We start from the raw sequence: 24,383 nt of genomic DNA, 5'->3' as shown, positions 1-24,383 counted from the left end.
GCCAAAGCATCCCGCGCGCGCCCTTCTCCCGAAGGTTGGTGCGCAACGCCACCGCGAACGGCGGCATTAAAAAATCTGTAACAGAAGCGCGAGCAAAAAGACCTCTGCGAGAGCGCCTGGCGCTGCGGGCAGAGGTCCGAGGAATACGGCAGCTTACTTGCTCAGGTGAGCGCTCACGTAGTTGATGGCTTGCTGAACGGTCGTGATCTTTTCAGCTTCTTCGTCCGGGATTTCGCACTCGAACTCTTCTTCCAGTGCCATCACCAGCTCAACGGTATCCAGGGAGTCAGCGCCCAGGTCGTCGACGAACGAAGACTCGGTCTTCACTTCGGCTTCGTTTACGCCCAGTTGTTCGGCAACGATCTTCTTGACACGCTGTTCGATGTTTTCCATTTGATAAAAATCCTTTCCCATTCGATGTCGGGATTACAAAACCCGACTATTCTACAAAAAAAAATTAGAGTAGCCTACCTAATTCTGCTTCACGTTGTCGTTGCCTTAAGGCATCAACATACCGCCGTTCACATGCAAGGTCTGCCCGGTAATATAAGCAGCCCGATCCGACGCCAGGAAAACCACGGCATCGGCGATATCCTTCGCGTCGCCCAGGCGGCCGAGCGCGATCTGCTCGACCAGCGCGGTGCGTTGCGCTTCCGGCAACGCGCGCGTCATGTCGGTATCGATGAAACCCGGCGCAACGCAATTGACGGTGATGTTGCGGCTGCCCACCTCACGCGCCATGGACTTGGTGAAGCCCATGATACCCGCCTTAGCGGCGGCATAGTTGGCTTGCCCTGCATTACCCATTGCGCCTACCACAGAAGCGATATTGACGATGCGGCCGACACGCGCCTTCATCATGCCGCGCAACACCGCCTTGGAAGCCATGAACACCGACTTCAGGTTGGTGCTCATGATGGCATCCCAGTCATCCTCGCTCATACGCAAAAGCAACGTATCGCGCGTAATCCCGGCGTTATTGACCAAAATCGACACATCGCCGAAGGTCTTGGCAATTTCCGCCACCAGTGCATCGATGGCCCCCGGCGTCGAAACGTCCAATTGCCGACCGGCGCCCCCTTGGGCAGCCAGACGGGCCGAAATGGCCTCTGCACCCGATTCGGAGGTGGCGGTGCCGATGACGATAGCGCCCTCGGCGGCCAGCGCATCGGCGATGGCGGCGCCGATACCGCGCGAAGCGCCGGTCACCAGCGCAACTTTACCTTGCAACAGCATGTTCACACACTCCTTTTACACCAGTTCGACACGCGCGGTGTCGAGCGAGGCCGCGTCGGTCAAGGCATAGCATTTGACATTGCCGTCGATACGCTTGGCGAGCCCCGCCAGCACCTTGCCCGGGCCGCTCTCGGCCATCAGCACGATGCCGTCGGCCGCCATGCGAGCCACGGTCTCGGTCCAGCGCACCGGGCTGTAGAGCTGGCGCACCAGGGCGTCGCGAATCTGCGCCGCATCGTCGTAAGCCGCGACGTCGGCATTATGTAGCACTTTGATGACCGGTTTTTGAATATCCACATGCGCCAGAGCCGCGGCCAACTGTTCAGCCGCCGGCTTCATCAGCGCGCAATGCGATGGCACCGAGACCGGCAACGGCAGCGCGCGCTTGGCGCCGGCGGCCTTGCAGGCCTCCATGGCGCGCTCGACGGCGGCACGATGACCGGCGATCACCACTTGTCCCGGCGAGTTGAAATTGACCGGTTCGACCACTTCGCCCGCAGCGACGTCGGCGCAGGCGGCGCGGATGACATCGTCAGACAAACCCAGAATAGCCGCCATGGCGCCCACGCCTTCCGGCACGGCCGCCTGCATGGCTTCGGCGCGCAGGCGCACCAGCCGCACCGCATCGGCGAACGGCAGCGCTTCGGCGGCGACCAGCGCGGAATACTCGCCCAGGCTATGGCCGGCCAGCAGCGCGGGACGCGCGCCGCCCGAGGCCAGCCAGGCTCGCCAGGTGGCCACACCGGCCGCCAGCATCAGCGGCTGGGTATTGACGGTCGCGTTGATGGCGTCCGCCGAATCGGCCTTGAGCATGGCCCACAGATCCTGGCCCAGCGCATCGGAGGCTTCGGCAAAAGTATCGCGCACCACGGGCAGTGCGTCGAAACCATCCATCATGTTCAGGCTTTGCGAGCCCTGACCGGGAAAAAGGAAGGCAAACGCCATAGTCTGTCTCCGGAAAAAAGTTGCAATGATGCCGGCCGCCGACGTTTAGAACGTCAGCAGCACCGCACCCCAGGCGAAACCGCCGCCGATGCCTTCCAGCAGCACACGCTGGCCGCGGCGAATGCGACCGTCGCGCACGGCATGGTCGAGCGCCAGCGGAATCGAGGCTGCCGAGGTATTGCCATGCGTCGGCAGCGTCACCACCACGCGCGACATCGGCAGGCCAAGGTGCTTGGCGGTGGATTCGATGATGCGCAGATTGGCCTGATGCGGCACCAGCCAGTCGACCTGCTCTTGCGCCACACCGGCTTGGGCCAGCGTCGTGGTAGCGATTTCGGACAAAGCCTTGACGGCGAATTTGAACACCGCGGGCCCATCCATATTCAGGAACGGCAACCCTTGGATCTTGCCGCCCGAGATCTGGGCCGGCGTGTTGAGAATCTTGTTGTAGCGACCGTCGGCCGCCATGCAGGCATGCTCGATGCCCGGCTCGTCGCTGGCGCCGAGCACGACGGCACCGGCGCCATCGCCGAACAGCACACAGGTGCGTCGGTCATCCCAGTCGAGAATGCGCGAAATGATCTCCGCGCCCACGACCAGCGCCTTCTTGGCCATGCCGGCCTTGATGTAGTTGTTGGCGGTCACCAGCGCGTACATGAAGCCGGCACATACCGCCTGCACGTCGAAAGCCGGACAGCCGTGTACGCCCAGCTTCTCCTGCAACAGGCAGGCGGTGCTGGGGAAGACCATATCGGGGGTCGTGGTGGCGACAATGATCAGATCGATGTCTTCGGGAGCGAGGCCGGCATCGGCGATCGCCTCCCGTGCGGCATACAGGGCCAGATCGCTGGTCTTTTGGTCGTCGGCGGCGATGTGGCGCGCATGGATGCCAGTGCGAGAGACGATCCACTCGTCACTGGTTTCCACCCGCTCGGCCAGCATCGCATTCGTAACCACGTTGGCCGGCAGATAGCTGCCGGTGCCCAGAATGCGTGAATAGACCATGTTGTTGTCAGTTCGCCTCTGTCACGGGCGACTTCAGATTAGCCATCTGCAGCACGACCCGATCGGTGATGTGACCTATGACATTGGAACGCGCCTCTTCCCATGCCTGATGCAGAGCAAACCCGAAGCCCAGAGCATCGGTGCCGCCGTGGCTCTTGACCACGGTGCCCTTGAGGCCGAGGAAGCTCGCACCATTGTAGCGACGCGGATCCAGGCTATTGCGGAACCGCTTGAGTACCGACATCGCCATCAGCGCGCACAGACGCGTCCACCAAGTGCGCGAAAACTCCCGGCGCATGAACATCACGACCATGTGGGCCACGCCTTCGGAGGTCTTAAGCGCCACATTGCCGGTAAAACCGTCGCAAACCACCACGTCCACCTTACCGCGGTAAACGTCGTCGCCTTCGACATTGCCATAAAAATTCAGCCCCGATTCTTTAAGCAGCACCGAGGCGCGCTTGACGCTCTCGTTGCCCTTGATATCTTCGGAACCGATATTCAACAGACCCACTCGGGGGTTTTCACGCCCGGCAATACAAGACACCAGTTCGGAGCCCATGATACCGAACTGCAGCAGTTGTTCCGGCGTGCAGTCGACATTGGCGCCCAGATCGAGCATACAGGTATCCCTGCCTTCCACCGTCGGCAACAGCTTGGCGATGGCGGGGCGGTCTATGCCCGGGATGGTCTTGAGCACGAAGCGCGCGGTGGCCATCAACGCCCCGGTATTGCCGGCGGACACGGCCGCCTGGGCCTCGCCGTCTTTGACCAGGTTGATCGCCACCCGCATCGACGAATCCTTCTTGTTCTTCAAGGCCAACTGCGGCGGCTCGTCCATATCGACCACCTGAGAGGCGTGACGAATGTCCAGACGATCGCGCGCAGCCGACGCTTGTTCGGACAGTTCAGCCTCAATGGCTTGACTGTCGCCGACAAGGATCAGACGTGCTTCGGGATGTTCTTCGAGGAATCGGAGCGATGCCGGGACGGTGACCTTGAGGCCAACGTCGCCGCCCATGGCATCGACCGCTACGGTGATTGTCATCAACGGATACGGTAGTTGGTCCTACCTGTTCTTAGAGCCTGGTTCAGGCCTTGTGAAGGGCAGGTACGGGTAGAGAAAATTACTCGCCCTTGGCCTTCAGGACCTTGCGACCACGATACATGCCGTTCGGGCTGACGTGATGGCGCAGATGAACCTCACCGGTGGCGGGATCCTTGGCCAGACCCGGAGCGGTCAGAAAATCATGTGCGCGATGCATATTGCGCTTGGACGGGGACTTCTTATTCTGTTGAACAGCCATGTTCGACTCCTGAAAAATTCAATTACATATTCATTCGGACTTGCGGCCCTTAAGCGCCGCCAACACCGCGAACGGGTTGGGCTTGTCAGCCTTGGCACGTTCCAGATGTTCCGTCCCGCAGTCGTCGTGTAACGGCGACAACGGTAAGCCCATGATGATTTCGTCTTCGATCAGCGCCATCACATCCAACTCGGGCTCGGCCATGATGGCATCGAGCTCGTCGTCGGCCTCGACCGCTTCCTCCAGCTTGTCCTCGCTGGTGAATAGCGCAATGACCGAATCGGCCACCAGCTTCACTGCAAGGGGCTGCAGGCAGCGCCCGCAGGGCACCGACAGGGCAACCGACAACTCGATGCGCAGAGAGGGCCGGCGCGAGGCGTCGACGAAGCCGGTCAGTGTCCAGGACACCTCCCCGGCGGTCTCGGCAAGCTCCGACAACACGCGCGCATCAAGCTGAGCCAAAGGCACTTTGCCGGCGATTTGCCGCGCGTCGTACGCATGCTTCAGCGGATCAATCAAAATCGGGTTAGACATAAACCGTGCATGATATAATCCAGGCCACTGATTTGTCAAAAAATTACAGCTCTGACCTAACATGCAACTCGTTCTAGCCTCCACCTCGCCCTTCCGGCGCGAGATCGTCGCCCGATTGGGCATCCCTTTCACCGCCTGCGCACCGCATTGCGACGAAACGCCGTTGCCGGGCGAAACCGCCCTCGACACCGCCCGCCGCTTGGCGCGCATCAAGGCGCAGTCGCTGGCTGCCAGCCACCCGGATGCCCTGATCGTCGGCTCCGACCAAGTGGCGCTGCTCGATGGCCGGCAACTCGGCAAACCTAGCGATCACGCGCACGCCGTCGAGATGCTGCGCTTCATGAGCGGGCGCACCACACTGTTCCATACCGCGTTGGCCGTCTACAACAGCGCCAACGGCGAGCTGCAAGAAATGGTCGACATCACCCGCGTCACTTTGCGTCCGCTCGATGAGGAACAAATCCTGCGCTACCTGGCGCGCGAACCCGACGCCTTGCTATGCGCCGGCGCCGCCAAAAGCGAAGGCCTGGGCGGCGCGTTGATCGAACGTATCGAATCCAGCGATCCGAACGCACTGATCGGTTTGCCGCTATTCGCGTTGGTCGATATGCTGGCCCGCCAGGGCATGGGAGTACTGTGATGGCCACCTTGTTTTTGATCCCCGCGCCGTTGGGCGACGCCGACACCCCCTGGCTCCCCGAGCCCGAACGTCTGCGTATCGTCCATATCCGCCACTTCGTGGTGGAAGCGGAAAAAACCGCCCGCAAGCACTTGAAGGCACTGGGTGTCACCACACAGATCCGCGAGCTATCGCTCCTCACGCTGAACGAGCACACGCCGGCGACCGATGTCGCGGCGCTGCTCGCGCCACTGATGGACGGCCACGACGTGGGGCTGATCTCCGAAGCCGGCTGTCCGGCAGTGGCCGATCCCGGCGCGCAGTTAGTGGCGCTGGCACATGAAAAGGGGCTCGCCGTCATGCCGTTGATCGGGCCGTCGTCGATTCTGATGGCCCTGATGGCCTCCGGCGCCAACGGCCAGCGCTTCGCCTTCCACGGCTATCTGCCGGTGGACGCCAGCGAGCGCGCCCAGGCGCTCAAGCGCTTGGAACAACGTTCGCGCGAACACGACGAGACCCAGGTTTTCATCGAGACGCCGTATCGCAACGATGCACTGCTAAGCCAAATGCGGACGCTACTCGCCCCCGACACGCGGTTGGCCGTGGCGTGCGACCTGACCCTGCCGACGCAGACCATTCTTAGCCGTCGCGTCCGCGACTGGCCGGCCCAAGCGCCCGAGCTGCACAAACGGCCGGCGATCTTCGTTCTCCACGCCGCAAGCCGTTAACAACCGGCCCCGCAGCAACAACAGCGGGGCCCACCCTATTTTAGGTTTATTCCTAACGCCGGATCGGTGCGCGTTGTGCAAAATAGACCGACCATCGTTATCGTCTCCATGCGCGCCATGCTCACCCCCGGACAGCCAGACCATCCCCTCATCAGAAAACTCTGTCGTCGCTGGCTGTATTACAGCATCCCGCTCAATGGCGCCATCTCCGCACTGCTCCACTTGGCGATCGTGCGCAATGGTCATGAGCTCGACTTGCACATCATGACCATTCTGATGGCGACGGCCCTGCAATTGATGTCGGAGATATCGCTGCTGTCCCACCTGTTGCACAAGCTTCAGACGGCGCTACCGCGATTGACGGCACAGGTGCCGCAACAGCCGAAGGATCTGCCAACTCAGCACTGAGCCGCGCCCACGCGTCGGCGGGCACGCCGGCATGCTCGGCACTGTGCTGCGCCAAAGCCAACGTCGCGCGCCCAAGCGCCAAATACAACGCCGCCTGAGGCGTCCCTCCCAACACAGCCAAGTGCTGTCGCACCGTTGCCGCATCGCCGCGCGCAATCGGCCCCGTCAGCGCCCGGGCCGCCCCCAGCGTCAAGGCATTGTCCAGCGACTGATGCATCAAATTGCCCAGCAACGAGCGCGCAAGCTCGCCCTCGATGCCCGCTTGGGCGGCCACAGCCTGGGCCAAACCGGTCAACGTCACCAGGAAATTCGAGGCGATAGACAGGCTGGCGTGGTAAGCCGCTTTACTACCGGGCGTCAACGAGAAAGGCCGGCCGCCGATCGCGGCCGCGAATGCTTGCAACGTCGTCTGTGCCGCGGCATTGCCCTCCAGCGCGCACAACGTGCCGGCGAAGGTCTGCACCGCGCGGGCAGGCTCGGCAAAGGAAAAGGCCGGATGCAAGCTGCCGCAAACCAGGCCGGCCGAAGTCAATGGCGCCAGCACGGCACTATCCAGCACACCGCTGGCGTGAAAAGCCGTCGCCGCGATGGCGGTAGGCCGGTCGGCAAGACGGGTGGCAAGCTCGGCCAACGCGTCATCCGGCACCGCCAACAGATTCAGATCGGCCAGCGCAACGGGCGCATCGAGCGTAGCCGGCTGGCCGGCGCCGATGAAATCGACCGCCCGCCGCGCCGCCGCCTCGCTTCGACAGCACACGGCGACAACCCGATAGCGGCCCGACTGTTGTGCCAGCCGACCCCAGCTTTGCCCTAGCCTACCGGCGCCGAAAATCGCCAATGTCTGCATTCTGCTTACGACTCCTATCGATCTGTGGCGCCAATTATAACTTTTTGCTTTGCGATTCATCTGTTCAACATAAAGAGGATTATGTATAACCGTAACAGGAGTCCTTGGATTGCTTATTGAAAACAGGCATTAACGTGATACGTCTTATCTTCAGCGGCGCCTTGCCGGCCGCCCCCTCTCAGCCCCAGCTCGACGCATTCCTGGGCGACAGCCGCGCCCGTAATCGCCGTCACGGGCTGTGCGGCGCCATGGTGCTGATGGGGCGCGACTTCCTGCAGGTCATCGAAGGCCCGGATGCCGCCGTCGAGCAGATGTACGACCAACTCAGCCAGCAAAGCCATCGCTACGGCCTGGTGCTGGTAGCGCGCCAGACCATCGATGCCCCGATGTTCGGCCACTGGCACCTGGGCCTGATCCAACCGCCGCTCCCCGGCGACGAATCCGCCCCCAACGCTCAGCCAACCCTGATCGAAATCCAGAACGCAGAAGGCAAGAATGCCGACGAACGCTACACCCTGAAGGTGATGCGCGACTTCATCCTCGGCAAATGGCACCGCAGTCAGCTCGACCCGAACCAGCCCATCGTGCTGCATCGACAGCGCCCTGTCCTATAAGACAGCTCCTCGCCCACATATAGCCGACCGACGATTGCCAGCAATGGCTTAAAATCGCACACAAAATGCATTTTGCATTCCATATGCCAAAGATGTAAAAAGTAGTATCGACCCCCTCATTTTTTTAAGAAGAGCCATGCAGTGATTCGCCTGATCTACAGTGGCTCGGTCGCCGCCGAGCCGGACGCACCACGGCTTGAAGCCTTCCTGGCAGACTGTCGCCGCCGAAATCAGCGCGACGGCATTACCGGCGTCATGGTGCTGATGGGACAAGAATTCTTGCAGGTCATCGAAGGCCCGGAAGAGGACGTCGATCGCTACTATCGCCAAGTCTTCCAGGACTCGACCCGCTATAAGCTGCTGCTGCTGGCCCGGCAAGAAATCGACGCGCCGATTTTCACCGGCTGGAGCCTTGGCTTGATTAGAGGCGATGAAACGCCCAACGATCCGGCTCCTGGCGACGTCTCGATCATGGACATCGAACAGATCGACCCGGCCGACCTCAACGGCAAGCGGACCTTGAGCGTCATCCGCGAGTTCATCGACGGCAAATGGCGTGTCCGGTTTCCCTCTAGCCAGAAACCCACCATCATGCAACGCACCCGCGGATTCTGAACTTCCCCACGCGTTGTTTCGCCTTGAAACCCGCCTCACAACCCGACTCGTCCCCTCACAAGAAAAGCACATGTCGAATCCGCGACGCCACGCGCTACTGCTGGCAGCCATGACAAACGTCTAAAATAGACGATAGGCCCAACAGATGAGGTGAGCCGTGATCTCTTATCGTCATCTCGACTATCTGCTCCACCCGCACCGACCGAATGTGCACCGCGCGCTGCTCAAGCGGCTGATACCGGCATGGCTGCTGCTATCGCTGGTGGCCGGTTTCGCGGCCTGGCGGCTCGAATCGGAGCAAGTAGACCAGTTGGTATTCAATTTATCGACCGATGCCGTGCAGCAGTTCCGCCAGAGCAGTGTCGTGGACTTGTTTCGCCAGACACCGGACACCCTGCACGCGCGCCTCGACCAGGCGCTGCCGCGCACACCGTTCGTCGGCATACGGCTGTTCGACGCCGACATGCACCCGCTCGGCGCCAGTTGGCGCGGCCCGGCGGATCAACCGGCGGTCTTTGCCCCGCTTGAGGCAGGACATCAAAGCGCCGTGCGGGTCGGCGAACACATCTACGTCCAATCGCTGGTCGCGCTGCGAGATGGCGCCGGACGTCCGCTCGGCTATTTCCAATCCACGTATCTGGTGCCCCCCGAAACCGCGCGCGCCATCGCCCACCGCATACGCAACACATTGATCGGCGTCTTGCTGGTGGTGGCGCTCAGCACACTCGCCATCTACCCGGTCATACTTTCGCTCAACCGCGATGCCGTGCGTCTAAGCCACAACCTGCTCGACAGCAACGTCGAGCTCTTGCGCGTGCTCGGCAGCGCGATCGCCAAGCGCGACGCAGACACCGACAGCCACAACTTTCGGGTCACTCTCTATGCGGTGGCACTAGCGGAAGCCTTACGGCGCGCGCCGCGCGACATCATCGCCCTGATGGCCGGCGCCTTCTTGCACGATGTCGGCAAAATCGGCATTTCGGATCGTATCCTGCTCAAGCCGGACGCACTCGACGACGCCGAGTTCGCCCAGATGAAACGGCACGTAGACATCGGGCTACAGATCATTGGAGAAGTCAGATGGTTGGATTTGGCGCAAGACGTGGTGGGCGGCCACCACGAGCGCTACGACGGTAGCGGCTATCCGCAAGGACTGCGCGGCGATGCCATCCCCTTCAACGCCCGCCTGTTCGCCATCGTGGACGTTTTCGACGCACTGACCTCGCGCCGGCCCTACAAAGAGGCGTTTGCCTTGGCGCAAACATTGACGATGATGCAAGCGGGACGCGGCAGCCATTTCGATCCGGCCATGCTGGCGGTTTTCGAGACGCTGGCGCCCAAACTCTACGCGCGCTACCACGCCGCCGAAACCGACGCGCTCAAGCACCAACTGGCCGCGGCGGTGCGCAAATACTTCCGCGCCGGCGCCCAGCGCTAAGCGCGCGCGGAATAGATGGTATAACCGCCGATCGCCATCAAGAACACGCCGAACAACACTTTCAGCAAGTGGCTATCCATGCGCTGCACCCATTGCGCGCCGAACCAGGCGCCGACGAACAGCATCGCCGCCAACACCGCGGCGGCGCGTACATCGACCATCGAAGCCCGGTAATAAGACCAGACCGCCGCCGCCCCTACCGGCGGCAAGAGCACCGCCAGGCTGGTGCCAATCGCGCGCGGCATCGGGAAATGCAGCAAGAACACCAACGCCGGCACCACCAGGATGCCGCCGCCGATGCCGAATACCCCGGACGATACGCCGGCCGTCAGGCCGATCGCCACCAACAAACACCACTCCAACGCTGAAAACATACCCGCAATCCAAAGCACTATATGGAATAAGTATATTCCATATACTCAATGTTATTTGCTTAATATTCCCAACAAAATCTATGCATATAGAATGTTGTTTTAGCACCCGGCGCGTAAAAACTTTATACTCAGCCGATCCCACGCTAGCTCCGGAGAACAAGAAATGCACCCCATTCGCCAAGGCCTGATGCTCGCCGCCTTCACTGCTTCGTCGGCATGGGCAGCCAACACCCTGACCGTCTGCACCGAAGCCAATCCCGACGGCTTCGACGTGGTGCAATACAACGCCCTCGTCACCACCAACGCGTCGGCCGACGCGCTGATGAACCGCCTGGTCGACTATGACCCGGACAGCGGCAAGGTCGTCCCCTCGCTGGCGTCGAGCTGGCGCGTCAGCCCCGATGGCCGTGCCTATACCTTCACCTTGCGGGCGGATGTCAGCTTCCATAGCACCGACTACTTCAAACCGAGCCGCAAACTGACCGCCGACGACGTGGTGTTCACCTTCGAACGCATGCTCAACCCGGCCAACCCCTGGAACAAGATCTCGACCGGCACCTTCCCGCACGCCACCTCGCTGCAACTGCCATCGCTGATCCAAACCGTGCGCGCGCTCGACAGCCACACCGTGCAATTCATCCTGTCTCGCCCGGAATCGACCTTCCTGTCGACCCTGAGCATGGGCTTCGCCTCGATTTATTCCGCCGAGTACGCCAACCAGTTGATGAGCGCCGGCAAACCGCAAGAGCTCAACAGCAAGCCGATCGGTACCGGTCCCTTCGTATTCAAGAGCTACATCAAGGACAGCACCATCCGCTATAGCGCCAACCCGTCCTACTTCGCCGGCAGGGCCAAGGTCGATCAGCTGATTTTCGCCGTCACCCCCTCGCCGTCGGTGCGCCTGCAGAAGCTCAAGGCCGGCGAATGCCAGATCGCCCTATCGCCCACACCGCAGGACGTACTGAGCGCACGCGGCGACACGGCGCTGAAAGTACAGTCCTCGCCGGCCTTCATGACCGCCTTCGTGGCCATGAACAGCCAAAAGAAACCCTTCGACAATCCCCTGGTGCGGCGCGCCGTCAATCTGGCGTTCGACCACGCCAGCTATCTCTCCGCCGTATTCGGCGGCACCGCCACCGAAGCCGTGCTGCCCTACCCGCCCAATACCTGGGGCTATGCCCGGAATCTGAAACCGTGGCCCCACGATATCGCCGGCGCAAAGAAACTGCTGGCCCAGGCCGGTTACCCGCAAGGCTTCGACACCACCATCTGGGTACGGCCGAGCGGTAGCATGCTGAACCCCAACCCGCGGGCCGGCGCCGAATTGCTCCAGGCCGACCTGACGCGTGTCGGCATCCGCGCCAAGGTACAGGTCATCGAGTGGGGCGAATTGATCCGCCGCGGCAAGGCCGGCGAGCACGACATGCTATTCATGGGCTGGGCCGGCGACAACGGCGACCCGGACAACTTCCTGACACCGCAATTCAGCTGCGCCGCGGTTAAATCCGGCACCAACTTCGCCCGTTATTGCGACCCGAAGCTCGATAAACTGATCAGTGCCGGCAAGACCAGCTCGGACATCGGTCAACGCTCGCGCAACTATCTGGCCGCACAAAAAATCATCCACGACCAGACGGTATGGCTGCCGTTGGCGCACCCGACGTTGTACGTCATGACAGCCAAGCGCATCGGCGGCTACCGCGTCAACCCGTTCGGCCGCCAAGACTTCTCGCACGTCAGCATCAAGTAGCAGCGGAGGGAGCGGGGAAATAGGAGGATTCCTCCACCACCGCTCCCCTCCTCCGTCAGGCGTTCTCCGATCGTCATGACAGAGATCGGCCATAGTGACTACAACGCGTTGACTCGCCGAATCATCGCGGCTCAAATCGGTGCCTCAGACGAGCCCTGGGCCACCGTTCAATTCGCCCCTCCCAAACGGCAAGAAATCCGGCGATAAAGCCTTCAACGGTTCCCGCACACTCTTGTTGCAGGAACCTCTCGGGCAAGTCTGACCCGTTCTCAACCGCGCTTGTAATCAACACGTCAAGGAGAAGAACCCGATGAAGACTACCCACTTCCATGGCAGCACCGCCGCCTCGTCCGCAACCCAAGCATCACGCATGAAACGGTCGTCTCTCCCCGCGACCGACAGCAATGGCTTCGACGAGAGCGGCGCTCACTACTTTGCCTATAACTACCCTCGTGGCGTCGGGGATCAAATCATTATCGAAAGGGAGGGGGAAGGTGCTGAGGACTATCTGCACCTCCACGACGTCACGTCTAACGATGTCACCGTCACGCGCCAGGGCAACGACATCATCCTGACCGTCAAGCCCAGACATGGCAACGATGGCGGCACCATCACAATCACGGGCATGCTTGATGGCGAGACCGCCGGTGTCGAATTCATCAGCTTCTCCGACGGCGTGCAGTGGACGTCACGGGCCGAGATACTGCGACATCTCAGTACGCCGACCGAAAGCGACGACACCTCGCCCCAAACATCACGCACGAAACGATCGACAGACGCCGCGACTGATGGTAACGAGAACGGTGACAACGATCTCAGCAGCGGCGACGACACCGACAATATCCTGCATGGCGACCAAGGCAACGACACACTCAAGGGGGGCGACGGCAACGACACCTATCTCTATAAACGCGGCGACGGCAGCGACATCATTACCGAAAAGGACGGCGAAGGCTTTCACGACAAACTGAAGTTCACCGACATCCGCTCCGACGAGGTCTCCATCTCGCGCCAGGGCAACGACGTCATCCTGACCATCAACGGCAATGGCGACACCCTCGCCCTCAAGGACATGCTCGTCGGCCCGAGCGCCGGGGTCGAAAGCATCCAATTCTCCGACACGGAATGGACGTCACGGCGAGAAATACTCGGGAAACTGGTTACGCAGGCCGCGACCGACGGTGCCGACAACCTCACCGGCAGCGACGGCCTCATTGGCGCCGGCCCCCACGATCTCATGCAAGGCCGCAGGGGCAACGACACGATGGCGGGCGGCACCGGCAACGACACCTATCGCTATAAACGCGGCGACGGCAGCGACATCATTATCGAAAAGGACGGCGAAGGCTTTCACGACAAGGTGGAATTCCTCGACATCCAATCCGACGAGGTCACCGTCTCGCGCCAAGGCAGCGATATCATCCTGACCATCCAGACAAAACAAGGCGGCGATGGCGGCACCATCACGATCAAGGGGATGCTCGACGGCCAGCACGCCGGTGTCGAAAGCATCAAGTACACCGATGTGGAGTGGTCGTCACGGCGGGAAATACTGGGGCATCTCTTCACGCCCAGCGAGAGCGACGACACCTTGTCGACCACCCACGGTTCGCGCATGAAACGGTCGACGGGCGGCGAAGGCATGGACGATGACAGCGCGAACCACAGCCCGACCGCCCAGGAGAGCCAAGACGCCCATGGCGGCACGACCATGCTACAGACCATATTGACCAACGAAACTATCGCCAGTAACGACGACGCCTTCTCCGACGACGATGTGACGTGGGGGGCTTCAGAGTACGAGGAACTGAATCGGATGCTGACATCCGCCGAAACGATGTAACAGAACAGGCCCCTAAAGCGGAAAGGGGGGCCGGGCGAAAACCCGGCTTCCCATCCCTACATCCCACTCGCTCCCTCTTCCGACAGACGACAACCGATCCTCATGACAGAGATCGGCCATAGTGCCGACAACGCGTTGACTCGCAGCATCGTCGCGGCTCAAATCAGTACTCCGACGAGCCCAGAGGCACCTGGGCCAAATCAACTCAGCGCCCAATCGCACAGTACTCAACACGTCACGGAGAAGAACCCGATGAAGACACCCTATTCCCATGACAGCACCGATACCTCGACTTCCATCCAGGCGTCACGCACGAAACGGGCGGCATGCGCCGCAACGGATGGCAACGACATACTCGCAGGGGGCCCGGGCAACGATACCTACCTCTATGGCCACTGCGGTGGACACGACACCATCATCGACCTGAACGGAGAAGGTGACTACGACAAACTGGTGCTTATCGGCATCCGGTCCGACGAAGTCACCGTCAAGCGCCAAAACAACGACGTCATCCTGGTCATCCGCGCGAAACAGGGTGGCGATGACGGCACGATCACGATCTTGGGCATGCTCGACGGCGAGACCGCCGGCGTCGAAAGCATTCGCTTCACCGACACACGATGGTCGTCACGGACAGAAATACTGCAACATCTTCCGACCTCCGCCGACACTCCCGATAACCAGTGGTCGCGCAGCAAACGGTCGCTGATCGAGGAAACCGCCAGCAACGACGACGCCTTCTTCGCCGACAATGTGACGTGGGGGGCTTCACAGTACGAGGCACTGAATCGGATGCTGACATCCGCCGAAACGATGTAATCAAACAAGTCCCAAAATGGGAAGGGGAGCCAGGCAAAAACCCGGCTCCCCTTCCCTATTTCACCGCTAAAACGTCAGCTCAAACGCCAGCCCGGCTCGGCGCCGGCATCGACGTCGAGCAGATGGAAATCGTGCTCTTCGTCCAACCCGGCGCAGACGATCATGCCTTCGGACACACCGAAGCGCATCTTGCGCGGCGCCAGGTTGGCGACCACCACCACGCTACGGCCGATCAGCTTGGCCGGATCGCTGTAAGTCTTACGGATGCCCGAGAAAATATTGCGGCGCTCGAACCCCAGATCGACCGTGAATTGCAACAGCTTGGTCGAACCCTCGACGAACTGGCAATCGAGCACTTTGCCGACGCGCAAGTCGAGCTTGGCGAAATCTTCGATACCAATGGTGGGCGCCAGCGGCTCGTACTGGGCCGCCGCCGGCTTGGCCGCCTCGATGGTCTGCTTGTTGGCCACGATCAGCGCATCCACCTGGGCCTGCTCGACGCGGGTCATCAGGTGTTGGTAGGGCTGGATCTGGTGATCCAGCAGCAACTGACCTGCGTCCTCCCACGCCAGCGGCGCGATCTGCAGGAACGCTTCGACACCCTCGGCCAAACGCGGCAGCACCGGCTTGAGATAGATGCTCAGCAGGCGGAAAGCGTTGATCAGCACCGTGCACACTTCATGTAGACGCGCGTCGCTGCCCTCCTGCTTGGCCAGCTCCCACGGCTTATTGGCGTCGACATAACCGTTGACCTGATCGGCCAAGGCCATGATGTCGCGTAGTGCGCGGGCATACTCGCGCGCCTCGAACGCCTGTGCGATCGGCTCGGCCGCTGCTTGCAGGCTATCGAGTAGCGCATGCTCGCCGAGCGCCGGCGCCAGCCGGCCGCCAAAACGCTTGGCGACGAAACCCGCCGCGCGCGAGGCGATATTGATGTACTTGCCGACCAGATCCGAATTGACGCGGGCGATGAAATCCTCCAGCGACAGGTCGATATCCTCGATGCGGGCATTGAGCTTGGCGGCGATGTAATAACGCATCCACTCCGGGTTCAACCCGCAATCCAGATAGCTCTTGGCGGTGATGAACGTGCCGCGCGACTTGGACATCTTCTGGCCGTCGACGGTCAGGAAGCCATGGGCGAACACGCCGGTCGGCGTGCGCAGACCGGCATACTGCAGCATGGCCGGCCAGAACAGCGCGTGGAAATACAGGATGTCCTTGCCGATGAAATGCACCAGCTCGGCCTTGGAGTCCGGCTTGAAATACTCGTCGAAGTCGAGGCCGATGCGATCGCACAGGTGCTTAAACGACGCCATATAGCCGATCGGCGCATCGAGCCAGACATAGAAATACTTGCCTGGCGCGTCGGGAATCTCGAAACCGAAATACGGCGCGTCGCGCGAAATGTCCCAATCCTGCAGACCGCCCTCGATCCACTCGTTCATCTTGTTGAGCGATTCGGCCTGCAGATGCGACTGGACGCGGCCATCGGCCAGCCGGGTCGAACCGGCGGTCCATTTCTTGAGAAAATCGGCGCACTCGCCCAGGCGGAAGAAGTAGTGCTCGGAGGTTTTGAGCACCGGCTTGGCGCCGGAGACCACCGAAAACGGGTTCTTCAGCTCGGTCGGGGCATAGGTGGCGCCGCAGACCTCGCAGTTGTCGCCGTACTGGTCGTGCGCCCCGCACTTCGGGCATTCGCCCTTAACGAAACGATCCGGCAGAAACATCTGCTTTTCCGGGTCGTACAGCTGTTCGATGGTGCGGCTGACGATCTTGCCGTTATCGCGCAGCGCCAGATAGATCTGCGTGGCGAACGCCTTGTTCTCGGGCGAGTGGGTACTGTAATAGTTGTCGTAGCCGATGTGGAAGCCGGCGAAATCGGCCAGGTGCTCGCCGCGCACCCGCTCGATCAATGCCTCGGGCGTCAGCCCCTGCTTCTCGGCCGCCAGCATGATCGGCGTACCGTGGGTGTCGTCGGCGCAGACATAATGACAGGTGTGGCCGCGCATCTTCTGGAACCGTACCCAGATATCGGTCTGGATATGCTCGACCATATGGCCGAGGTGGATGGCGCCGTTAGCGTAAGGCAGCGCGCTGGTCACCAGAATTTTGCGTTTTGCTGTCATTCTTTTCGTCCCTTTTCGTCACTCAATCGGCAAAGTATAACAGTTGCTAGGCACGCGGATCACGCGCCTTCTTCGGCCAGACGGCCACCCGGCGCACGCTCGGCCATGGCCACGCCGACCATGCGGCGCGACAGCAGGAAGAACATCGTGGTCAACAACAGCACCAACAGCGCGTAGCCGACATAGCCGCCCGTCAAGTAGGCGCGCTTAAGCCCTTCGATGCCGCAGGCGTACACCGCCATCGACAGCATGGTCATGCTGGCGGCCACCGCCCCCTTGGCCACGTCGCAGGCGGTCAGCGCAAAGCGATACAGCACGGCGAAGGCCAAGCCCTCGCCCAGGGTCACCAGGCTCATGCCGGCGATCAGGAAGTAGAACTGCAGCGAAGGGAACAGACTGCCGGCAACGATCACCAGCACCCCCGCCAACGCAGGCAGGCGCCCGACCGCGACCGAATGACCCAACGGCCAGCGGTCGGCGAATTTCACCAGCAGCAAGTTGCCGACGATCAGCGCGCCGATCACCGGCACCTGCCACAGGCCATACTGCAGCATGCTCATCCCGGCATCCTCGACCAGCATCACCGGCGACAGGGCGATCCAGCCCAGCAGCGGCAACGCCATCAGCGGAATGCACAAGGCCGAAGCGACGAAGCGACGATTGGCGAACACTTCGCGATAGTCGCGCGCCAGCTTCCCCAGGCTCAACGCATGCTCGCCGCGACGCACGGTTTCCGGCATCGAGGCGATCAGGCCGACAAACGACACTGTGGCCACGGCGGCAATCACCATGAAGCTGCCGCGCCACGGCCATGCCTGAACCAGCGCCGCGCCGGCCACCGGGCCCACCAGCGGTGCGATCAGCGCCACATTGGCCATCAAGGCGGTCACCTTGACGGCGGCTTTCTCCTCGAATGCCTCCTGGATGGCCGCGTAGCCGACCGCCGAGATGAAGCACAACCCCATCCCCTGCAACACGCGCAGCACCATGAAGCTAACGATATCGTGCGACCACAAGGTCCCCAGGCAAGACAAGATGAAGAATGCCACGCCCCACAGCATCACCGGACGGCGGCCGATATGGTCGGACAACGGCCCCATCAGCCACGGCAGCAGCGCGCCGCCCAGCAGGAAACCGGTCATCGAGGTCGGCACCCAGGAGGCGTCGACGCCAAATTCGCGCACCACGGCCAGCATGCCGGGTTGAATCATGTCGTTGGCGATATAAACCGAGAATTCGAACAGCACGAGCGCGAGCGGGAACAACAAGGTGGCGGGGGAAAGAGCCGCATGTTTCTGCATGGAAAAACCTTTCGATAAAGAACGAAAGAGGCCGGGCATGACAGGCCCGGCCTCCCGCACTCGCCAAGAACATCGGCATGTGCATAAATTCAACGGCTTAGATTGTATCACATGAAACTAGTCGGCGGCACCCCGGCCCTGCGGCGCGATCGCGTCGACCGGTGCATGGCCCGTTTGCGTATAGGAGAATACTCACGCTCATTACCGACGCGCTTTGTCATTTCCGGGTAAAATGCCCTGACTCGCAGACAAAGTTTGAGTAGAATACTCGGACATTCCAGTCCCACGACTCCATCTCGGCACCGAAATACACTCATGACCTCCCAAATCGACGCCATTCTCGCCGCGCAGATCGACCCGATCACCCAAAAACCGTATCGCTGCAAAAATCTGCAAGTCGACGCGACGCGTATCGGCCTGGAGGTCGCACTGCCCTATCCGGCCAAGAGCCGTCTCGAAACGGTTCGCGCCCAGTTCGCCGCGGCGCTCGCCCCTGTCGCCGCAGGGCGCTCGCTCGACATTCGCGTCGAGAGCCAGGTCATCAGCCATGCCGCCCAACGCGGCGTACCGTTGATTCCCGGCGTCAAGAACATCATCGCCGTCGCCTCGGGCAAGGGCGGGGTCGGCAAGTCGACCACCGCCGTCAACCTGGCGTTGGCACTGGCGCTCGAAGGAGCGCGGGTCGGTCTTTTGGATGCCGATATCTACGGCCCATCGCAACCGCTGATGATGGGCGTGGCCGGGAAACGGCCCGAGTCGCCGGACGGCAAGCACATCGTGCCGATCGTCAACCACGGCGTGCAGATCATGTCGATTGGCTTCCTGGTGGATGCCGACCAAGCCATGGTATGGCGCGGCCCGATGGTCTCGCAGGCGCTGCAGCAACTGCTCAACGACACGCAGTGGGACAACCTCGACTATCTGGTGATCGACCTGCCGCCGGGCACCGGCGACATCCAGCTGACGCTGGCGCAAAAGGTGCCGGTCACCGGCGCGGTGATCGTCACCACTCCGCAGGACATCGCCTTGCTCGACGCCAAGAAGGGCTTGAAGATGTTCGAAAAGGTCGGCGTGCCGATCCTCGGCCTGGTGGAAAACATGGCGATCCATGTTTGCTCGAACTGCGGCCATGCCGAGCACATCTTCGGCAGCGGCGGCGGCGAGCGAATGGCCGCAGAATACGGCGTCGAACTGCTGGGCTCGCTGCCGCTCGATATCGCCATCCGCGCCGCCACCGACGAGGGCCGGCCGAGCGTGATCGGCGACCCAGACAGCCCGGTCGCCGCCAGCTACCGCGAACTGGCCCAACGCGTGGCCGTCAAGGTCGGCGAGCAGGCGCAGGACTTCAGCAGCAAGTTCCCCAAAATCGTCATTCAGCGTAACTAACGATGATTGCCATGTTCGATTCGGGCTTGGGCGGGCTATCCGTCTGGCGCGCCGTTGCCCGCGCCCTGCCCGACTGGCCGGTCACCTATCTGGCGGACCAGGCCTATTTGCCTTACGGCTCGAAGAGCCGCGAGGAGCTGACCGAGCGCAGCCTGCGTATCGGCCATTTCCTGCACCAACAGGGCGCCGCCCTGCTGGTGGTCGCCTGCAACACCGCGACCAGCGCAGCGGTGGACGTCATGCGCCGCGAACTGCCGATCCCGATCGTGGCCATCGAACCGGCGGTCAAGCCCGCCGCGCTAGCCAGCCACAGCGGACGCATCGCGGTGCTCGCCACCGAATTCATGCTGCAAAGCGCCCGCTTCCGCTCGCTGCTGCAGCGCCATGCGGGTACGGTCGAAGTCCTGCCGCGCCCCGGGCGCGGCTGGGTCGAGCTGGTCGAGGCTGGCGAACTGGACAGCCAGGCGGCCAAAGAAAAAGTGGCAGCCGTCGTTGAACCTTTGTTGGCAGAGCACGTCGATCACATCGTGCTCGGTTGCACCCACTACCCGTTCCTGGCGCCGCTGATTCGCGAACTCGTCGGCCCGGACATGGTATTGGACGACCCGGCGGACGCCATCGCGCGCCGCGCCGCCGATCTGCTGGCGGGTATGACCCCCAGCCAACCGGCCGGATACCGTTTCTATACCACGGACGATCCGGCCCACATGTCCGACGTATTACCGGTTCTGATCGGACAACCTTATCCGGTGCTACACGCCGGCATCTAATAAACCGGAAGGCTCCCACACCGCCTGCACGCCAGGCGGTAGGGGCGCGTTTTTTTCATTTTTTGCGAAGAAAGCCTTTCATGCACAAATCGCCCAGCCCGATTCATTACCTACTCTTGCTGGCCATCGCCCTGATCTGGGGCGCGCAGTTCATTTTCAACCAGATCGTGATCCGCGAGCTGCCGCCCTTGACGCTCGCGGCCAGCCGTGCCGCCATCGGTGCGCTCACCCTCGCGCTCATCGGTCTGTTCATGCCGGACGAACGCCGTCATGCCGCGGCATCGGCGCGCCGCTTGCTGCCGACCTACTTGTTGCTGGCCTTTTTCGAAGCGCTACTGCCGTTGTTTCTGCTCGGTTGGGGACAGACGCGCGTCGAAAGCAGCGTCGCATCGATTCTGATGGGCACGATCCCGATCTTCACCATCGTGCTGGCGCCGCTGTTCGTCGCCGGCCCGCACTGGCGCTTGCCGGCCGTCGCCAGCGTCGCGACCGGCTTCGTCGGCATCCTGATCCTGGTGATGCCCGGTCTGTCCGGCAACTGGGCCGATAGCCTGTTAGGCGAGCTGGCCGTGCTCGGCGCCGCCGCCAGCGTCTCGGTCAGCCTGCTGATGTTCAACCGCCTGGGCGGCCTCTCCCCGGTCATCACCGTGCGCAACATCCTGGCGCTGGCGGCCCTGCCGTTGATCGTACTGGCCCTGATCGTCGACCGCCCCTGGACACTGCACATCAGCCTGGGCACCTTGGAAGCGCTGTTGGTGCTGGGCGTGTTCTGCGCCGGGATCGTGTATCTGATGTTCGCCCGTTTGATCCAGATGGCCGGCTCGGTCTTCACCTCCTTGACCAATTATCTGGTGCCGCCGGTCGGCGTCGTGATCGGCGCCTGGATCGCCGAAGAGACCATCGGCCTGAATGCCTGGATCGCGCTGGCCTTGATCGCCGCAGCCCTGGTCATCAACCAACCGAGCCTATTCCTGCGTCGGCGCTGATCGCTGCACCACGCCATGACCAAGCCGGGGTTTCCCGGCTTTTTGCTTGCCTGCTCTGCAATACTCGGATGAAATATTTCCAAACCATGCCATTTGAATATATTTAATGCCAAAATTTGTGTTGCAGTGGCAAAAAAACTGCAGGTTATGCAAAAAAGTATGGCCGCCATACCCAACATAAAGACATATTCCGCCATGATGACTATAATCGCCCCCTAACTCTTTAAGAGTTTTCCTCGTCTCGATTCAGAACAAGACCAATATCATGTATCGAGGCTCGGTTCGTCGCAGCCGCAGCGCAAAAACATAACAGATACATAACGGCCGCAACGGGAACGAATACGCTATCTCAAGGGACACCACACACACTATGAAGTCAAAGAAACTCACACTATTCATCTTGCTCGGCATGGTGCTAGGCATTCTGACCGGTATGTTCGTCCGTTCGGGCACCACCGATCCGGCCGCGTTGAAGTCCTTCGCCGACAACATCGGCATGCTGACCGATATCTTCCTGCGCCTGATCAAGATGATCATCGCACCGCTGGTCTTCACCACCCTGGTGGCCGGCATCGCCCGCATGGGCGACGGCAAGAGCGTCGGCCGCGTCGGCGGCAAGACGCTGATGTGGTTCATCTCGGCATCGCTCTTGTCGTTGACCCTCGGTCTGATCATGGTCAACCTGCTCAAGCCGGGTGTCGCGGTCAACCTGCCGCTGCCCGATCTGCACGCCGACTCCGGCATCAAGGCCAGCGCCATGAGCGTCAAGGACTTCATCACCCACGCCTTCCCGAAGAGCGTGTTCGATGCCATGGCCAACAACGAGATTCTGCAAATCGTGGTGTTCTCGCTGTTCTTCGGCACCTCCTGCGCCGCTCTGGGCGAACGTGCCAAGCTGTTGGTCGACCTGATGGACGTCGCCGCCCACGTCATGCTGAAGCTCACCGGCTACGTGATGGCCGTTGCGCCTATCGCCGTGTTCGCAGCGCTGGCCGCCACCGTCGCCAAGGACGGCCTGGCCATCCTCGGCACCTACGGCAAGTTCCTCGGCGAGTTCTACCTGTCGATCCTGCTGCTGTGGAGCGCGCTGATCCTGATCGGCGGCCTGTTCATCGGCCCGCGCGTACTGACGCTGGTACGCTCGATTCGCGAGCCGATCCTGCTGGCCTTCTCCACCGCCAGTTCGGAAGCCGCCTACCCGAAGACCCTGGAACAGCTGGAACGCTTCGGCGTTTCCAATAAGATCGCCAGCTTCGTGCTGCCGATGGGCTACTCGTTCAACCTCGACGGCTCGATGATGTATTGCACCTTCGCCACCATCTTCCTGGCGCAAGCGTTCAACATCCCGCTGACCCTGACCCAGGAAATCACCATGCTGCTGATGTTCATGGTGACCTCCAAGGGTATGGCCGGCGTACCGCGCGCCTCGCTGGTGGTCATCGCCGCCATGCTGCCGCAGTTCAACATCCCGGAAGCCGGCCTGCTGCTGATCCTCGGCATCGACCACTTCCTGGACATGGGCCGTTCCGCCACCAACGTCATGGGCAACTCGATTGCCACCGCCGTGGTCGCCAAGTGGGAAAACGAGCTCAAGAGCTGATTCAACGAAACGCGACACTGGTACGCCATGCCCACGGGCATGGCGTTTTTTTTGGGTTGTTCGTTCGGTAGGAACCGGTATGGCATGCATTTTCAGCATTTTCTGACGGTCGCGCTTGGTTGTCAGTTGGTATGCGGCTGGGTAGTCTACTGGTGCGGCCTTTGCCGCGTAGAGGCGCGGGCCCGGGGTGCTAGGAACACCGCCGGGCCCGCTGACCAAACCAACTCATAGCAGGAGTCAGAATGGCTACTCAAGATGGTAATGCAACCCTCGTTTCTTTTCCAAACCCGGATTCCCGCCAACAGCAGTTACTTTCCCTGATTTCCGTGTTGTGCTTGCCGCGCGGCAGTCGTGCAAATTCCGACGAGTGCCGCTTGATCGTCGATAGCCGCTTGCCGTGGGCGTTCGAACCGATCGATGCCAACATGTCTTGGTTGTATCTGCCCAAGGCCGCGCAAGCGCGGCATATGGCAGGGTGCCTGGTGCTAACGGCCGACTAAGGCCTTTTCGGAGGCGGGGAGCACGGCTCCCCGGCCGACGGTGAACGCGAGAGATTACCGCTTGGCGCCCGTCGTATGCTCGGCCAGCCGCGCCTGCAGCCAATGCTCGGCATCCGCTTCGTTGGCGCACACCGCCAACGGGCAAATATCCTGATAGACGGTGTGCAAAACGGCCGGCATGATGCTGCGCCCTTCCAACCCCGGCGCCATCACCCAAGCCGTAGCTACTCGCCCCGCCATGCGCGCATCCTGACGCGCGGCGGCACGCAATGCCAGCAACGCCTCCGGCACACACACCGTCGAGCCCAGCACCACCACGATCAATCCCCATGGCGTCGGCAGCGGATGCACCGCGCGCGTCTCTTCGAAATGATCGCGCGCCAACCGCACCCGTTCGGCATCCCAAGGGCCTTCCACGTACAGCCAAGCCACCGCCCCGCTACATCGGCTCGACACCGGCGACCCCGCCGGCAATCCCTGTGTCATCGCCCTGTCCCTCCAAGCATCGCCATGGTTTTACCATACATTACAAGAGCATTTTTTGCTGACCGAGCACAGCGCAAGTAGATGGAATGATCCAAACCCGTCCAGCGCTGTCATCCGGCCTCGATTTTCACCGACAAACCCGT

General features: G+C 61.6%; 25 protein-coding genes. 13 read left to right on the top strand and 12 right to left on the bottom strand.

What is annotated here, in order from left to right:
* Nucleotides 1-153 precede the first annotated feature (153 nt).
* The 7 genes from acpP to DFP86_RS01040 form a co-directional block, all read right to left on the bottom strand.
* The gene (acpP, locus tag DFP86_RS01070) at nt 154-393 is read right to left on the bottom strand and encodes an acyl carrier protein (RefSeq protein ID WP_133678323.1); all 240 of its coding nucleotides are present in this window, start codon (nt 391-393) and stop codon (nt 154-156) included.
* 105 nt (nt 394-498) lie between these two features.
* Nucleotides 499-1,236 carry a 3-oxoacyl-ACP reductase FabG gene (gene fabG / locus DFP86_RS01065; RefSeq protein ID WP_133678146.1) on the bottom strand — a complete coding sequence of 246 codons (738 nt, stop codon included), beginning with the start codon at nt 1,234-1,236 and terminating at the stop codon, nt 499-501.
* Between the two features lie 15 nt (nt 1,237-1,251).
* Nucleotides 1,252-2,181 carry an ACP S-malonyltransferase gene (fabD, locus tag DFP86_RS01060; RefSeq protein WP_133678145.1) on the bottom strand — a complete coding sequence of 310 codons (930 nt, stop codon included), beginning with the start codon at nt 2,179-2,181 and terminating at the stop codon, nt 1,252-1,254.
* A 45-nt stretch (nt 2,182-2,226) separates the two neighbouring features.
* A complete protein-coding gene (locus tag DFP86_RS01055) occupies nt 2,227-3,186 on the bottom strand; it encodes a beta-ketoacyl-ACP synthase III (RefSeq protein WP_133678144.1) in 960 nt (319 codons plus the stop codon).
* A 7-nt stretch (nt 3,187-3,193) separates the two neighbouring features.
* On the bottom strand, nt 3,194-4,234 hold the full coding sequence (gene plsX, locus DFP86_RS01050) for a phosphate acyltransferase PlsX (protein ID WP_133678143.1): 1,041 nt from the start codon (nt 4,232-4,234) through the stop codon (nt 3,194-3,196).
* Between the two features lie 79 nt (nt 4,235-4,313).
* Nucleotides 4,314-4,493, bottom strand: a complete 180-nt coding sequence (gene rpmF / locus DFP86_RS01045; protein WP_133678142.1) for a 50S ribosomal protein L32 — start codon at nt 4,491-4,493, stop codon at nt 4,314-4,316.
* Between the two features lie 30 nt (nt 4,494-4,523).
* Complete coding sequence (locus tag DFP86_RS01040) at nt 4,524-5,027, bottom strand: YceD family protein (protein WP_133678141.1); 504 nt, start codon at nt 5,025-5,027, stop codon at nt 4,524-4,526.
* A gap of 61 nt (nt 5,028-5,088) precedes the next feature.
* On the opposite strand from DFP86_RS01040, the gene DFP86_RS01035 reads away from it, so the two are divergent.
* Together DFP86_RS01035 and DFP86_RS01030 are read left to right on the top strand one after the other, a co-directional pair.
* Entirely contained in the window at nt 5,089-5,667 is a 579-nt protein-coding gene (locus DFP86_RS01035) for a Maf family protein (RefSeq protein ID WP_133678140.1), read from the top strand.
* A complete protein-coding gene (locus DFP86_RS01030; protein WP_208108170.1) occupies nt 5,667-6,374 on the top strand; it encodes an SAM-dependent methyltransferase in 708 nt (235 codons plus the stop codon). Before DFP86_RS01035 ends, DFP86_RS01030 begins: the two co-directional genes overlap by 1 nt.
* A 262-nt stretch (nt 6,375-6,636) precedes the next feature.
* Here the strand turns inward: DFP86_RS01030 and DFP86_RS01025 are convergent, their stop codons facing one another.
* Nucleotides 6,637-7,629 carry a Rossmann-like and DUF2520 domain-containing protein gene (locus tag DFP86_RS01025; protein WP_166642101.1) on the bottom strand — a complete coding sequence of 331 codons (993 nt, stop codon included), beginning with the start codon at nt 7,627-7,629 and terminating at the stop codon, nt 6,637-6,639.
* A 134-nt stretch (nt 7,630-7,763) separates the two neighbouring features.
* On the opposite strand from DFP86_RS01025, the gene DFP86_RS01020 reads away from it, so the two are divergent.
* From DFP86_RS01020 to DFP86_RS01010, 3 genes are all read left to right on the top strand, one after another.
* Entirely contained in the window at nt 7,764-8,243 is a 480-nt protein-coding gene (locus DFP86_RS01020; RefSeq protein ID WP_166642100.1) for a BLUF domain-containing protein, read from the top strand.
* Between the two features lie 141 nt (nt 8,244-8,384).
* Entirely contained in the window at nt 8,385-8,858 is a 474-nt protein-coding gene (locus DFP86_RS01015; RefSeq protein WP_133678136.1) for a BLUF domain-containing protein, read from the top strand.
* A 157-nt stretch (nt 8,859-9,015) separates the two neighbouring features.
* Complete coding sequence (locus tag DFP86_RS01010; RefSeq protein WP_133678135.1) at nt 9,016-10,296, top strand: HD-GYP domain-containing protein; 1,281 nt, start codon at nt 9,016-9,018, stop codon at nt 10,294-10,296.
* Here the strand turns inward: DFP86_RS01010 and DFP86_RS01005 are convergent.
* Complete coding sequence (locus tag DFP86_RS01005; RefSeq protein WP_133678134.1) at nt 10,293-10,670, bottom strand: sulfite exporter TauE/SafE family protein; 378 nt, start codon at nt 10,668-10,670, stop codon at nt 10,293-10,295. The genes DFP86_RS01010 and DFP86_RS01005 overlap by 4 nt on opposite strands.
* Nucleotides 10,671-10,833: 163 nt before the next feature.
* Between DFP86_RS01005 and DFP86_RS01000 the strand changes: the two genes are divergently transcribed.
* The 3 genes from DFP86_RS01000 (at nt 10,834) to DFP86_RS00990 (ending at nt 15,082) form a co-directional block, all read left to right on the top strand.
* Nucleotides 10,834-12,420 (top strand): ABC transporter substrate-binding protein, encoded by a 1,587-nt coding sequence (locus DFP86_RS01000; RefSeq protein WP_133678133.1) that lies wholly within the window; start codon nt 10,834-10,836, stop codon nt 12,418-12,420.
* A gap of 310 nt (nt 12,421-12,730) precedes the next feature.
* On the top strand, nt 12,731-14,263 hold the full coding sequence (locus DFP86_RS00995) for a calcium-binding protein (protein ID WP_133678132.1): 1,533 nt from the start codon (nt 12,731-12,733) through the stop codon (nt 14,261-14,263).
* 252 nt (nt 14,264-14,515) lie between these two features.
* Nucleotides 14,516-15,082: a hypothetical protein gene (locus DFP86_RS00990; protein WP_133678131.1), complete on the top strand. Its 567-nt coding sequence runs from the start codon at nt 14,516-14,518 to the stop codon at nt 15,080-15,082.
* 74 nt (nt 15,083-15,156) lie between these two features.
* Here DFP86_RS00990 and metG read toward each other — a convergent pair whose 3' ends face one another.
* Complete coding sequence (gene metG / locus DFP86_RS00985) at nt 15,157-17,211, bottom strand: methionine--tRNA ligase (protein WP_133678130.1); 2,055 nt, start codon at nt 17,209-17,211, stop codon at nt 15,157-15,159.
* A gap of 59 nt (nt 17,212-17,270) precedes the next feature.
* Entirely contained in the window at nt 17,271-18,512 is a 1,242-nt protein-coding gene (locus DFP86_RS00980; protein ID WP_133678129.1) for an MFS transporter, read from the bottom strand.
* A gap of 315 nt (nt 18,513-18,827) precedes the next feature.
* Between DFP86_RS00980 and apbC the strand changes: the two genes are divergently transcribed.
* The 5 genes from apbC (at nt 18,828) to DFP86_RS00955 (ending at nt 23,754) form a co-directional block, all read left to right on the top strand.
* Complete coding sequence (apbC, locus tag DFP86_RS00975; protein ID WP_133678128.1) at nt 18,828-19,898, top strand: iron-sulfur cluster carrier protein ApbC; 1,071 nt, start codon at nt 18,828-18,830, stop codon at nt 19,896-19,898.
* Between the two features lie 11 nt (nt 19,899-19,909).
* Nucleotides 19,910-20,668, top strand: coding sequence for a glutamate racemase (gene murI / locus DFP86_RS00970; protein ID WP_208108169.1), 759 nt, complete (start codon nt 19,910-19,912; stop codon nt 20,666-20,668).
* 80 nt (nt 20,669-20,748) lie between these two features.
* Nucleotides 20,749-21,654 (top strand): DMT family transporter, encoded by a 906-nt coding sequence (locus DFP86_RS00965; RefSeq protein ID WP_133678126.1) that lies wholly within the window; start codon nt 20,749-20,751, stop codon nt 21,652-21,654.
* Between the two features lie 370 nt (nt 21,655-22,024).
* Nucleotides 22,025-23,254, top strand: coding sequence for a dicarboxylate/amino acid:cation symporter (locus DFP86_RS00960; RefSeq protein ID WP_133678125.1), 1,230 nt, complete (start codon nt 22,025-22,027; stop codon nt 23,252-23,254).
* Nucleotides 23,255-23,496: 242 nt separating this feature from the next.
* Nucleotides 23,497-23,754, top strand: a complete 258-nt coding sequence (locus DFP86_RS00955) for a hypothetical protein (RefSeq protein WP_133678124.1) — start codon at nt 23,497-23,499, stop codon at nt 23,752-23,754.
* Between the two features lie 54 nt (nt 23,755-23,808).
* Here the strand turns inward: DFP86_RS00955 and DFP86_RS00950 are convergent, their stop codons facing one another.
* A complete protein-coding gene (locus DFP86_RS00950) occupies nt 23,809-24,240 on the bottom strand; it encodes a hypothetical protein (protein ID WP_133678123.1) in 432 nt (143 codons plus the stop codon).
* Nucleotides 24,241-24,383: the final 143 nt, after the last annotated feature.

The organism is Paludibacterium purpuratum (assembly GCF_004363805.1).
Classification (GTDB): Bacteria; Pseudomonadota; Gammaproteobacteria; order Burkholderiales; family Chromobacteriaceae; genus Paludibacterium; species Paludibacterium purpuratum.
The sequence above is the reverse complement of the archived record's forward strand: the minus strand, read 5'-3'. Positions and strand labels throughout refer to the sequence as shown.